Source organism: Ruminococcus hominis, from assembly GCF_014287355.1.
Lineage (GTDB): Bacteria > Bacillota > Clostridia > Lachnospirales > Lachnospiraceae > Schaedlerella > Schaedlerella hominis.
The window spans coordinates 1,371,374-1,384,946 of record NZ_JACOPE010000001.1; the positions used below are offsets into that span (position 1 = coordinate 1,371,374).

General features: G+C 38.8%; 12 protein-coding genes. All 12 read left to right on the plus strand.

Annotated elements, in window-relative coordinates; genetic code table 11:
- The first annotated feature begins 6 nt into the window (after nucleotides 1–6).
- A complete protein-coding gene (locus H8S40_RS06010) occupies nucleotides 7–2,253 on the plus strand; it encodes a DNA gyrase/topoisomerase IV subunit A (RefSeq protein ID WP_186864844.1) in 2,247 nt (748 codons plus the stop codon).
- 186 nt (nucleotides 2,254–2,439) lie between these two features.
- Nucleotides 2,440–2,907, plus strand: a complete 468-nt coding sequence (gene rimP, locus H8S40_RS06015) for a ribosome maturation factor RimP (protein WP_117989854.1) — start codon at nucleotides 2,440–2,442, stop codon at nucleotides 2,905–2,907.
- A 73-nt stretch (nucleotides 2,908–2,980) separates the two neighbouring features.
- The gene (gene nusA, locus H8S40_RS06020) at nucleotides 2,981–4,180 is read left to right on the plus strand and encodes a transcription termination factor NusA (RefSeq protein WP_117989855.1); all 1,200 of its coding nucleotides are present in this window, start codon (nucleotides 2,981–2,983) and stop codon (nucleotides 4,178–4,180) included.
- Between the two features lie 56 nt (nucleotides 4,181–4,236).
- The gene (gene rnpM / locus H8S40_RS06025; RefSeq protein ID WP_366482671.1) at nucleotides 4,237–4,491 is read left to right on the plus strand and encodes an RNase P modulator RnpM; all 255 of its coding nucleotides are present in this window, start codon (nucleotides 4,237–4,239) and stop codon (nucleotides 4,489–4,491) included.
- A complete protein-coding gene (locus H8S40_RS06030) occupies nucleotides 4,478–4,792 on the plus strand; it encodes a L7Ae/L30e/S12e/Gadd45 family ribosomal protein (RefSeq protein ID WP_117989857.1) in 315 nt (104 codons plus the stop codon). The genes rnpM and H8S40_RS06030 overlap by 14 nt, the downstream gene beginning before the upstream one ends.
- Nucleotides 4,793–4,817: 25 nt before the next feature.
- On the plus strand, nucleotides 4,818–7,508 hold the full coding sequence (gene infB / locus H8S40_RS06035; protein WP_186864845.1) for a translation initiation factor IF-2: 2,691 nt from the start codon (nucleotides 4,818–4,820) through the stop codon (nucleotides 7,506–7,508).
- A gap of 61 nt (nucleotides 7,509–7,569) precedes the next feature.
- A complete protein-coding gene (gene rbfA, locus H8S40_RS06040; protein WP_117989858.1) occupies nucleotides 7,570–7,932 on the plus strand; it encodes a 30S ribosome-binding factor RbfA in 363 nt (120 codons plus the stop codon).
- A 2-nt stretch (nucleotides 7,933–7,934) separates the two neighbouring features.
- The gene (locus tag H8S40_RS06045; RefSeq protein ID WP_186864846.1) at nucleotides 7,935–8,906 is read left to right on the plus strand and encodes a DHH family phosphoesterase; all 972 of its coding nucleotides are present in this window, start codon (nucleotides 7,935–7,937) and stop codon (nucleotides 8,904–8,906) included.
- Nucleotides 8,907–8,911: 5 nt separating this feature from the next.
- Nucleotides 8,912–9,847 carry a tRNA pseudouridine(55) synthase TruB gene (gene truB, locus H8S40_RS06050; RefSeq protein WP_186864847.1) on the plus strand — a complete coding sequence of 312 codons (936 nt, stop codon included), beginning with the start codon at nucleotides 8,912–8,914 and terminating at the stop codon, nucleotides 9,845–9,847.
- A 1-nt stretch (nucleotide 9,848) separates the two neighbouring features.
- Nucleotides 9,849–10,739 (plus strand): bifunctional riboflavin kinase/FAD synthetase, encoded by an 891-nt coding sequence (locus tag H8S40_RS06055; RefSeq protein ID WP_186864848.1) that lies wholly within the window; start codon nucleotides 9,849–9,851, stop codon nucleotides 10,737–10,739.
- 111 nt (nucleotides 10,740–10,850) lie between these two features.
- A complete protein-coding gene (gene rpsO, locus H8S40_RS06060; protein ID WP_022076118.1) occupies nucleotides 10,851–11,117 on the plus strand; it encodes a 30S ribosomal protein S15 in 267 nt (88 codons plus the stop codon).
- A 277-nt stretch (nucleotides 11,118–11,394) separates the two neighbouring features.
- On the plus strand, nucleotides 11,395–13,482 hold the full coding sequence (locus tag H8S40_RS06065) for a polyribonucleotide nucleotidyltransferase (protein ID WP_121055295.1): 2,088 nt from the start codon (nucleotides 11,395–11,397) through the stop codon (nucleotides 13,480–13,482).
- The last annotated feature ends 91 nt before the right edge of the window (nucleotides 13,483–13,573 follow it).

The following is a 13,573-nucleotide window of genomic DNA, read 5'->3' on the forward strand; positions in this document are numbered from 1 at the left end:
AAAATTATGAGCAATAATGAATCACAGATTATCAGAACAGAATATTCTGATTTGATGAAAAAATCTTATATCGATTATGCCATGAGTGTAATTATTGCACGTGCATTGCCAGATGTAAGAGATGGTCTTAAGCCGGTACAGCGAAGAACATTGTATGATATGCATGAGTTGGGAATCCGCTATGACAAACCTTATAGAAAATGTGCCCGTATCGTCGGAGATACAATGGGTAAATATCATCCGCATGGAGATAGTTCAATCTATGATGCGCTTGTTGTAATGGCACAGGATTTCAAAAAAGGAATGGTACTGGTAGATGGGCATGGTAACTTTGGTTCCATTGAGGGTGATGGTGCTGCTGCAATGCGTTATACAGAAGCAAGACTTACTAAATTTACGCAGGAAGCATATTTATCAGATTTGGATAAAAATGTTATTGATTTTGGGCCGAACTTTGATGAGACAGAGAAAGAGCCGTTGGTACTTCCGGCACGTGTGCCTAATTTGTTGATCAATGGTGCGGAAGGAATTGCGGTCGGTATGGCAACAAGCATTCCTACACATAATCTTGCAGAAGTAGTAGATGCGGTAAAAGCATATATGAAAAATGATGCGATTACTACAAAGCAATTGATGAAGTATGTGAAGGGACCTGATTTTCCAACAGGAGGAATAGTTGTAAATAAAGATGATTTACTTTCAATTTATGAATCCGGACAAGGAAAAATTAAGATTCGTGGGAAGGTAGAAGTCGAAGATTTAAAAGGTGGAAAGAAACAGCTTGTTATCACTGAGATTCCATATACAATGATTGGTTCTGGAATTTCTAAATTTTTAAATGATGTGGCGAATCTGGTAGAAACGAAAAAAACAACAGATATTGTAGATATTTCAAACCAGTCTTCAAAAGAGGGAATTCGAATTGTACTGGAATTGAAGCGTGGTGCGGATGTAGAGAATCTGAAAAATATGCTATACAAGAAAACACGTCTGGAAGATACATTTGGAGTAAATATGCTGGCTGTAGCAGACGGGCGACCAGAGACACTGGGACTTAAAAAGATCATTGAATATCATGTCGATTTTCAGTTTGAGGTAACAACGCGAAAATATAAGACATTACTTGCAAAAGAACAGGAAAAACGAGAAGTTCAGGAAGGATTGATCAAAGCTTGTGATGTGATCGATCTTATTATTGAAATATTGAGAGGCAGTAAGTCTGTGAAAGATGCAAAAGCCTGTCTGGTAAATGGGGTGACAGATAATATCAAATTTAAATCAAATATTTCTAAAAAGATGGCAGCAATGCTTAGATTTACAGAACGTCAGGCGACAGCAATTCTTGAAATGCGTCTGTATAAATTAATAGGACTCGAAATTGAAGCACTTCAAAAAGAACATGAGATAACAGTGGCGAATATTAAAAGATATGAAGATATTTTGAATAATTATGATTCAATGTCAGAAGTTATCATAGGCGAATTGGATAACTTTAAAAAGGAATATGGAAGGAAACGCCGCACAGTTGTAGAGAATGCTGAGGAAGCTGTATTTGAAGAAAAGAAAATCGAGGAGCAAGAAGTTGTATTTTTGATGGACCGATTTGGATATTCTAAGACGGTTGATGTCAGTGTTTATGAGCGTAACAAAGAAGCTGCGGATAAAGAAAGCAAGTATGTTGTGCATTGTATGAATACAGGGAAGATTTGTTTCTTTACAGACGCAGGGCGAATGCATCAGGTGAAAGTGCTTGATCTTCCGTATGGGAAATTCAGAGATAAGGGAACCCCGATTGATAATCTGACAAATTATTCGAGTGCCGAAGAACAAATTATCATGGTATGTGATGCAGAGCAGATGAGATTTGTAAAATTACTGTTTGCGACAAAGCAAGGGATGCTCAAGCAGGTGGATGGAAGTGAATTCCAGGTTGCAAAACGTACAATTGCAGCAACAAAGCTTCAAGAAGATGATGAATTACTAAGTGTACAGGTTGTAACAGACAATCAGTGTGTGGTGCTGCAGACGAAGAATGGATATTTCTTAAAATTTTCTGCTGCAGATGTTCCGAAAAAGAAAAAAGGAGCTGTAGGAGTGAGAGGTATCCGTTTGCAGAAAAATGATGAGATGGAACATGTTTATTTATATGAAGATGGTATAGAGACAAAGATTCAGTATAATGAAAAAGAAGTGACATTAAATCGTTTGAAACTCGCAAAAAGAGATGGAGTTGGTACAAAGTATCGAGGATAAACGCTACGTGAGGATGCGCAGTGATTCTGATAGGAATATTAAAATAAAATATTAAAATAAAATGCAAACCCTCTTGCATTGTAGATTGAAAAGTGTTATAGTAGGCATTAGTTACATAAAGGATTTGGCAGAAGAGTGAACGAAAGTTCACTCTTCTTTATTGCATTGTGAGAAAGGAAGTATAACGTGTCAAGAAGAGAACAATACGAACAACAGACAGAAGAACTTTTAGAACCAATCGTTACCGGACATGGATTTGAACTGGTGGATGTGGAATATGTAAAGGAAGCGGGAACCTGGTATCTGCGAGCTTATATTGATAAGCCAGGTGGAATCACAGTGGATGATTGTGAGGTTGTAAGCCGTCAGTTTTCGGATATTCTGGATGAGAAAGACTATATTGAAGATGCTTATATTTTTGAAGTGAGTTCTCCGGGACTTGGTCGTCCGTTGAAAAAGGAGAAAGATTTTAAGAGAAGCATGGGAGAGGAAGTTGAGATTCGTACATATCGGGCAATTGACCGTCAGAAGGAATTTACCGGTATTCTGAAAGCATATGATAATGATACCGTAACAATTGCTTACGAAGATGACACGGAGCAGATATTTAATAAAAGTGATATCGCTTTGATCCGTCTTGCTCTGGATTTTTAAACAATAAAATTGAGCAGTAACAAGAAGTTGAAAAAATAGAAATGAAATTTTATAAATTTAGGAGGAATGAATAATGAACACAGAATTACTGGAAGCCTTGACAATTTTGGAAGAAGAAAAAAATATCAGTAAAGATACTATGATGGATGCAATCGAAAATTCATTGATCAGCGCTTGTAAAAATCATTTTGGAACATCTGATAACATCAAAATTATTATGAATCGTGAAACATGTGATTATTCTGTATATGCAGAAAAAGAAGTTGTAGAGGAAGTATTTGATCCGGCAATCGAGATCAGTCTGGAAGATGCTGAAAAGCTGGATTCATCTTTGCACATTGGAGATATCGCTCAAATTCCTGTAGAATCAAAATCATTTGGACGTATCGCAACACAGAATGCAAAGAACCTGATTTTGCAGAAAATCAGAGAAGAGGAACGAAAAGTAGTATTTGATCAGTATTTTGCAAAAGAAAAAGATATCGTAACAGGTATTGTTCAGCGTTATGTAGGCAAGAATATCAGCATCAACCTTGGTAAAGCAGATGCGATGCTGACAGAGAACGAACAGGTAAAAGGCGAAAAGTTTGAGCCAACAGAGAGAATTAAACTCTATATTGTAGAGGTTAAGAATACAACAAAGGGACCGAAGATCCTTGTGTCAAGAACACATCCGGAACTTGTAAAACGTTTGTTTGAAGCAGAAGTTGCAGAAGTAAAAGACGGAACAGTAGAGATTAAGAGTATTGCACGTGAGGCAGGTTCTCGTACAAAGATGGCAGTATGGTCTAATGATGAGAATGTGGATCCTGTAGGAGCATGTGTCGGAATGAATGGAGCACGTGTGAATGCTGTTGTAAATGAACTTCGTGGAGAAAAAATTGATATTATTAACTGGAGTGATAATCCGGCATTATTAATTGAAAATGCTTTGAGTCCTGCAAAGGTTATTTCGGTTATGGCTGACCCGGATGAGAAAACAGCAAGCGTGATTGTACCAGATTACCAGCTTTCACTTGCAATTGGTAAAGAAGGACAGAATGCAAGACTTGCAGCTCGTCTTACAGGATATAAGATTGATATTAAGAGTGAAACACAGGCAATCGAAGCAGGAGAACTTCCAGAAGATTACATGGATCAGATGAACAACATGGAAGAAGATGAAGAGGGATATGTAGGAGAGTACGAGACAGATGCAGAAGATGCAGATGCTCAGTATGATAATACAGAAGACGATGTAGAAGAATTCGAATTTGTAGAAACAGAAGAATAATTCATATTCATCTTTGGAAGGAGATAAGATAGTTGACGACAAAGCGAAAGATACCAATGCGAAAATGTGTTGGCTGCGGCGAAATGAAACCGAAGAAAGAATTGATGCGTGTTTTAAGAACAGAAGAGAATGAATTTGTTCTGGATACAACAGGCAAGAAGAATGGACGTGGCGCATATCTGTGCATGTCAAAAGATTGTTTTGAAAAGGCAGTAAAGAGTAAAGGGCTTGAGAGGTCTTTCAAACAGGCAATTCCGACAGAGGTGTACGATCGTCTGGAAAAGGAGATGAGTGAACTTGAAACCAGATAAGATATTGTCTCTGATAGGACTTGCAACAAAGGCAGGAAGATGCGTGAGTGGAGAATTTATGACAGAACGAGAAACAAAGTGTGGTCGTGCCACACTTGTGATCGTAGCAGAAGATTCATCTGATAATACAAAAAAGAAGTTTCGGGACATGTGTGAATTTTATAAGGTTCCAATTTATTTTTACGGAGATAAAGATACCTTAGGGCATGCAATGGGAAAAGAATTCCGTGCATCTCTGGCAATATTGGATGAAGGATTTGCAAAGGGAATTCAAAAACAATTTGAAACAGTCAACGAGTAATTGCATAAAGGAGGTAGTTTATAATATGACAAAATTGAGAGTACATGAGTTAGCAAAAGAGTTGGGAATGGACAACAAAGAGTTATTAGATATTCTTGCAAAGAAAAAAGTGGAAGTGAAAAGCCATATGAGTACTTTGGAAGAGCAGGTTACAGATACAATCCGTAGCGAGTATGCAAAGAAAAAAGCTGAGAATACAGAGGACGGAGCTCCGAAAAAGAAAACAATCGTACAGGTATTTCGTCCACAGAATTCTAAGAGTGGAAAAATGCAGAATGGAAATCGTCAGGGACAGCGTCCACAGAATGGAAACCGCCAGGGACAGCGCCCACAGAATGAAAACAGAACTGCAAAACCTGCAAATCAGGGTCAGAATACACAGGGAGTGGCAGCAGCAAAACCACAGTCAAACGGCGTAAACGGATCACGTCCACAGAATGCGGAACAGGGTCAGAGAAGAAATGACAGGCCTCAAGGCGGACGCTTTAACAATAATGACAGAAACGATAGAAATGATCGTGGCGGACGCTTTAATAACAATGACAGAAACGATAGAAACGATCGTGGCGGACGCTTTAATAATAATGACAGAAACGATAGAAATGATCGTGGCGGACGCTTTAACAATAATGACAGAAACGATAGAAATGATCGTGGCGGACGCTTTAATAATAATGACAGAAATGATAGAAACGACAGAAATGACAGAGGTAATTCACGTCCACAGGGAAGACAGGGACAGGGACGCAGAGAAGATCGTGATTCTATTCCGGCACCAATGGTAGAACAGCAGAAAACTCAGAGAAATAAAGCAAAAGACAAAGAGAAAGATTACAAGAAGAAAGAGCTTCGTGACGGAGAGTTTGAGAATAAAGGCAAAAAAGGTAAAAAGCAGAAACAGGTAGCTGAAGCGAAAAAACCTCAGAAACCACAGCCGAAGCCGGTTGAGGTGGAAGAAGAAATTAAACAGATTACAATTCCTGAAGTTCTTACAATCCAGGAACTTGCTGATAAGATGAAGATTGTTCCATCTGTAATTATTAAAAAGTTGTTTATGCAGGGCAAGATTGTAACAGTAAACCAGGAAATTGATTATGAGACAGCAGAAGAAATCGCAATGGAATTCGATGTTCTTTGTGAGAAAGAAGTAGTTGTCGATGTGATTGAAGAACTTTTGAAAGAAGACGAAGAGGATGAAGCAGATATGGTGAAACGTCCTCCTGTTGTCTGTGTTATGGGTCACGTTGACCATGGTAAAACATCATTGCTTGACGCAATCCGTCATTCGAATGTGATCGATCGTGAGGCAGGTGGTATTACACAGCATATTGGTGCATCTGTTGTAGAAGTTGATGGAGAAAAAATTACATTTCTGGATACACCTGGACATGAAGCATTTACAGCTATGCGTATGCGTGGTGCAAGTTCTACAGACATCGCAATCCTTGTAGTAGCCGCAGATGATGGTGTTATGCCACAGACAGTAGAGGCTATCAACCATGCAAAGGCTGCCGGAATTGAAATTATTGTTGCAATCAACAAGATTGATAAACCAAGTGCTAATGTGGAACGTGTAAAACAGGAATTGACAGAGTATGAATTGATTCCGGAAGACTGGGGCGGAAGTACAATTTTTGTACCAGTATCAGCACATACAAAAGAAGGAATCAAAGAATTACTTGAGATGGTTCTTTTAACAGCAGAAGTTATGGAGTTAAAAGCAAATCCAAATCGTGCAGCAAGAGGTCTTGTTATTGAAGCTCAGTTGGATAAAGGAAAAGGATCTGTTGCAACTGTACTTGTGCAGAAAGGTACTCTGCATGTTGGAGATGCAATCGCAGCTGGTTCTGCACATGGTAAAGTACGTGCAATGATGGACGATAAAGGTCGTCGCGTGAAAGAAGCAGGACCTTCACAGCCAGTTGAGATTCTTGGTCTTAATGACGTGCCAAATGCCGGAGAAGTATTTGTGGGATGTGAAACAGAAAAAGCTGCAAGAAACTTTGCTGAGACATTTATTGCACAGAATAAAGCAAAGCTTTTGGAAGAAACAAAAAGTAAGATGTCTTTGGATGATCTGTTCACACAGATTCAGGAAGGCAATTTGAAAGAATTGAACATTGTTGTAAAAGCTGATGTTCAGGGTTCTGTAGAGGCAATGAAACAGAGCTTACTTAAGCTTTCTAATGATGAAGTAGTGATTAAGATTATCCATGGTGGTGTTGGCGCGATCAATGAATCAGATGTAACATTGGCATCTGCATCGAATGCAATTATTATCGGATTTAACGTTCGTCCGGATGCAACAGCAAAAGACATTGCAGAGCGTGAAGGTGTTGACTTGAGATTGTATCGTGTTATTTATAGTGCGATTGAAGATGTGGAAGCAGCTATGAAAGGTATGCTTGATCCAGTATTTGAAGAAAAAGTACTTGGTCACGCAGAAGTGCGTCAGACATTTAAAGCATCCGGTGTTGGTACAATTGCAGGTTCTTATGTACAGGATGGTATCTTCGAGCGTAACTGTTCAGTGCGTCTGACTCGTGATGGTATTGTAATCTTTGATGGACCTCTTGCATCACTGAAACGTTTTAAAGATGATGTAAAAGAAGTAAAAGCCGGATATGAGTGTGGATTTGTATTTGAAAATTACAATGACATTAAAGAGGGTGACCTTGTAGAAGCATACAAGATGGTTGAAGTAGAAAGAAAATAATCTAAAAATACTGCTCCGGACAGAATCTGTTCGGGGCAGAACGTATAAGGAGCGATGAAACATGAGAAAGAACAGTATAAAAAATACAAGAGTGAATGCAGAAGTTCATCATGAGTTAAGTAATATACTGCGTGGCGGGATTAAAGATCCACGAGTTGCACCGATGACATCCGTTGTAGCGGTTGAAGTAGCTCCGGATTTAAAGACCTGCAAGGCGTATATCAGCGTGCTGGGAGATAAAAAAGCTCAGGAAGATACGTTGAAAGGCTTGCAGAGTGCAGAAGGATATATCCGTCGTGAGCTTGCAAGAACAATCAATATGAGAAATACTCCGGAAATTACATTTATTTTAGACCAGTCCATTGAATATGGAGTAAACATGAGTAAGATGATAGATGATTTGACAAAAAAAGGTGAGGAATAAACATGAGTATTGTTTTATCTGAAATTTTAGCAGAAAAGCAGACGGTTGCTCTCGGGGGACATATACGTCCGGATGGAGATTGTGTCGGTTCTGTAATGGGACTATATCTTTATTTGCAGGAAGAATATCCTAAGCTGCAGGTTGATGTATATCTGGAAAATTTAGCAGATTGTTTTCTTTTTGTTCAGGATACAAATAAAATTCATAGTGAAATTGATGATTCAAAGGTTTATGATCTTTTTATTTGTATGGATTGCGGAGATAAAGAACGATTAGGGTTTTCTGCACCACTTTTTGAGAATGCAAAGATGACGGCATGTATCGATCATCATGTGAGCAATGAGGCGTTTGCAGATTATAATGAGATAATTCCGGATGCAAGCTCGACATCAGAATTAGTTTATCGATTGATAGACAAAGATAAAATCAGTTTGCATTGCGCGGAAGCACTTTATATGGGAATTGCCCATGATACTGGAGTGTTCCAATATTCCTGTACAGCACCGGAAACAATGGAGGCTGCGGCAGAATTGCTCCGTAAGGGTGTAAATGGAAGTGATATTATCGATAAGACATTTTATGAAAAGACATATGTACAAAATCAAATCCTCGGGAAAGCATTGCTTGAGAGTATGATGGTATTAGACAAGAAATGTATTTTTTCTTATGTATCAAAAAGAGATATGGAATTTTTTGATGCAGTGCCATCGGATTTAGAAGGAATTGTAAGTCAGCTTCGGTACACCACAGGGATAGAAGTCGCAATTTTTATGTATGAGACAGGATATCAGGAATATAAGGTGAGTCTTCGCTCAAAAGATGCTGTTGATGTTAGTAAAATCGCAAAATACTTTGGCGGTGGCGGACATGTTAAAGCTGCAGGTTGTACGATGAAAGGTACAGTGCATGATGTGGTAAATAATCTTATGAAAGAAATTGATATACAGTTAAAAGCAATTGGCGCAAAGGAATAGGCTTCATGATAAACGGAATTCTGAATATATACAAAGAAAAAGGCTATACATCCCATGATGTAGTAGCAAAGCTTAGAGGAATCGTAGGACAAAAAAAGATTGGGCATACAGGAACACTTGATCCGGATGCAGAAGGTGTATTGCCGGTGTGTCTTGGTAGAGCAACAAAGCTTTGTGATATGCTGACTGACAAAAATAAGACATACGAGACAATACTGCTTTTGGGAAAGACAACGGATACACAGGATATTTCAGGAGAAGTGTTAAAAATGGGAGACACATCCGCACTGACAGAAGAACAAGTGAAAAATTGCATTTGTGGATATATCGGTGAGTATGATCAGCTTCCACCAATGTATTCGGCCTTGAAGGTGAATGGAAAAAAATTATATGAATTGGCTCGTGAAGGGAAAGAAGTAGAACGAAAAACAAGAAAAGTTCAGATTTTAGATATTCAAATTAAGGAAGTAAAATTACCGCGTGTAAGGATGGAAGTGAGTTGCTCGAAAGGAACTTATATAAGGACGCTTTGTCATGATATAGGCGAAGAGTTGGGCTGCGGTGGTTGTATGGAACAACTCCTTCGCACACGTGTGAGTTGTTTTAACTTAAAAGATAGTTTGAAACTTGATGAAGTCAGAGCATATCGCGAACAAGAAAGGCTTGCAGAAATATTGATTCCAATTGATGAGATGTTTTCGGATAAAAAAGCAGCTATTGTAATGAAAAAGTTTGAAGCACTTGCATACAATGGAAATGAATTGAAAATGTCTATGATAAAATTAAAAGAAGAACCAAAGGCAACAGAATTTGTTGAAGGGGAACAAATAAGATTATATGATCAGGCACAACATTTCATCGGCATTTTTGTTTATCATGAAAATGAACGAAAATTCGTGGTAGAGAAGATGTTTTTGGATCAGGAGGAATTAAAAAAGTAGCATGCAATATATAACAGACATAAATGCATATCAAAGCGAAAAAAAATCTGCAGTAACTTTGGGAAAGTTTGATTGCCTTCATCGTGGACATCAAAAGTTGATCGGACGTGTCAAGGAGTTGGCATCCGAAGAAATTCAAAGTGTAGTGTGTGCATTTGATATGGGAAGAAATTCTTTACTCACCAAAGAGGAGAGAAAAGAACGACTGGAACAAGAAGTGGATTGCTTTATCGCATGTCCGTTTACAAAAGAAATCCGAGAAATGGAAGCAGAACAGTTTATCTTGCAGATTCTTGCTGAAAAATTTCATGCAGCAGTAGTTGTTGTCGGAGAAGATTTTCAGTTTGGACATGAGAAACGTGGCGATGTGGTAATGCTGGAAAAATATGCAGCGCAATGTGGATATCAGCTGGATGTAATCAAAAAAGAAATGTATGAGGGCAGGGAAATCAGTAGCACTTATGTAAGAGAAGCACTTGCAGAAGGAAATGTGACGTTAGCCAATAATCTTCTTGGATATTTATACGGAACCGAGGGTGTTGTGGAATACGGACACCAGTTGGGGAGAACATTGGGATTTCCCACAATGAATATTACATGGGACGAGCATAAGATCGCACCGAAGTTCGGCGTGTATGCATGCGAGATTGAAATTGACGGTGCGAGATATTATGGAATTGGGAATGTAGGGATTAAACCGACAGTGGAAAATGAACCGCATTTGTTGACGGAAGTGTATGTGTTTGATTATTCTGGAGATACTTATGGAAAATATGTAAAGGTATGGTTTCATGAGTTTGAACGGCCAGAGACAAAGTTTGCATCGATTGATGAATTGAAAGCACGCGTAGATAAAGATATTTTGTATGGGAAAAACTTCTTTACAAAATAAGAGAGTTATGTTATATTTAATAACTGTGAGCCGACGTTCGGTAATTGGATGACTCCAACCATTGCTTAATGTCAGGCGGTCATAAAAGATATTTATTAGGAGGAAAAGAACATGATTTCTAAAGAAAAGAAACAGGCAATTATTGCAGAATATGGAAGATGCGAAGGAGATACAGGATCTCCGGAAGTACAGGTAGCTATCTTGACAGCAAGAATCAACGAGCTGACAGATCACTTCAAAGCTAATCCAAAAGATCACCACTCAAGAAGAGGTCTTTTGAAAATGGTTGGACAGAGAAGAGGACTTCTTGCATACTTAAAGAAAATTGATATCGAAAGATATCGTGCTTTGATTGAGAAACTTGGATTAAGAAAATAATTTTAGTTGCTCAAAAGCCTAAGAGATAACGAAAAGTCTGATATGAGAAAAATCATATCAGGCTTTTTCTTTGCCCTTGCGTAAGCAATGGACCTATGTTATAATGTAAAAGATTGCGGGCAGGAGATGGATTCCCGAGACCACTGAAAAGTGTAAGAATGTTTTCTTGTTTTTTTCAGTAGTTTCGGACACTTCTGCTGACAACGAAGGAAAAAGCAGAAGAGTGGATTATAGATGAGACACTTTTCAGAAAGATAAAATAAAAAGGAGAACAAACATGTATAAAAAGTTTGAAATGGAACTTGCCGGAAGAACTTTGAGAGTCGATGTAGATCGTGTTGCAAAACAGGCAAACGGAGCAGTTCTGATGCACTATGGAGATACGACTGTATTGTGTACAGCAACAGCTTCAGAGAAACCAAGAGATGGTATTGATTTCTTCCCATTAAGTGTTGAATATAACGAAAGAATGTATGCTGTGGGTAAGATTCCGGGTGGATTTAATAAACGAGAGGGAAAAGCATCTGAGAATGCAATTTTAACATGTCGTGTAATCGACCGTCCGATGCGTCCATTATTCCCAAAAGATTACAGAAATGATGTAACACTGGAGAATTTGGTTATGTCAGTGGATCAGGATTGTAGTCCTGAACTTACAGCAATGCTCGGAGCTGCGATCGCAACAAGCATTTCTGATATTCCATTTGATGGACCGATTTCTACAACACAGGTCGGTTTAGTTGATGGAGAATTTGTATTTAATCCAACAGCAGCACAGAAAGCTGTATCAGATCTTGCTCTTACAGTTGCATCTACAAAAGAGAAAGTAATCATGATCGAAGCGGGTGCAAATGAAGTGCCTGAAGATAAAATGATCGAGGCTATTTTTGCTGCACACGAGATGAACCAGAAAGTTATCGCATTTATTGATACAATCGTTGCAGAGTGCGGAAAAGAAAAACATGCATATGAGAGCTGTGCAGTTCCGGAAGAATTGTTTACTGCAATTAAAGAGATTGTTCCTCCGGCAGAGATGGAGGATGCGGTATTTACAGATGACAAACAGACAAGAGAAGAGAATATCCGTGTTATTACAGAAAAATTAGAAGAAGCATTTGCTGAGAATGAAGAATGGCTTGCGGTACTCGGAGAAGCTGTTTATCAGTACCAGAAGAAGACAGTTAGAAAGATGATCCTGAAAGATCATAAGCGTCCGGATGGACGTGCAATCGACCAGATTCGTCCACTGGCAGCAGAGGTAGATTTGATTCCTAGAGTACATGGTTCTGCAATGTTTACACGTGGACAGACACAGATCTGCACACTGACAACACTGGCACCATTGTCAGAAGCACAGAAATTAGATGGATTGGATGAAGCAGAGACTACAAAGAGATATATGCATCATTATAATTTCCCATCATATTCTGTAGGAGAGACAAAACCATCAAGAGGACCTGGACGTCGTGAGATTGGACACGGAGCATTGGCTGAGAGAGCGTTAGTGCCTGTATTGCCAAGCGAAAGCGAATTCCCATATGCAATCCGTACAGTCTCAGAAACATTTGAATCAAACGGTTCTACTTCACAGGCTAGTATTTGTGCATCTAGTATGTCATTGATGACAGCGGGTGTACCAATCAAGGCAGCAGTAGCCGGTATTTCAGCAGGTCTTGTAACTGGTGAGACAGATGATGATTATCTTGTACTGACAGATATTCAGGGATTAGAAGATTTCTTTGGAGATATGGATTTCAAGGTTGCCGGAACACACAAAGGTATCACAGCAATCCAGATGGATATTAAGATTCATGGTCTGACAAGAGCAATTATTGAGGAAGCAATCGCAGCTACTAAGAAAGCAAGAACTTACATTTTGGATGAAGTTATGAATAAAGCAATTGCGCAGCCAAGAGAAGAAGTAGGCACATATGCACCTAAGATTATGCAGATGCAGATTGATCCACAGAAGATTGGTGACGTAGTTGGACAGCGCGGAAAGACAATCAATGCAATCATTGAGCAGACAGGCGTGAAGATTGACATTACAGATGAAGGTGCTGTATCAATCTGTGGAACAGATAAAGAGAAGATGGAAGAAGCTGCAAAGATGATCCACATTATCGTAACAGATTACGAAGCAGGCCAGATTTTTGAAGGTAAAGTAACAAGCATCAAGGAATTTGGAGCATTTGTTGAATTCGCTCCTGGAAAAGAAGGAATGGTTCACATTTCCAAGATTTCGAAAGAGAGAATCAACAAAGTAGAAGATGTTCTTAATATCGGTGATGTTGTAAAAGTTGTTTGCATGGGCAAAGATAAGATGGGAAGATTCAGCTTCAGCATGCGAGATGTAGCAGAATAATAAAAAATAAGAGTTTAGGCGAGGAATGTGTATGAACACAGACCTCGCCTTTTTGTATATTAGGAAAGTGCTTTCCTAATATACAAAAACC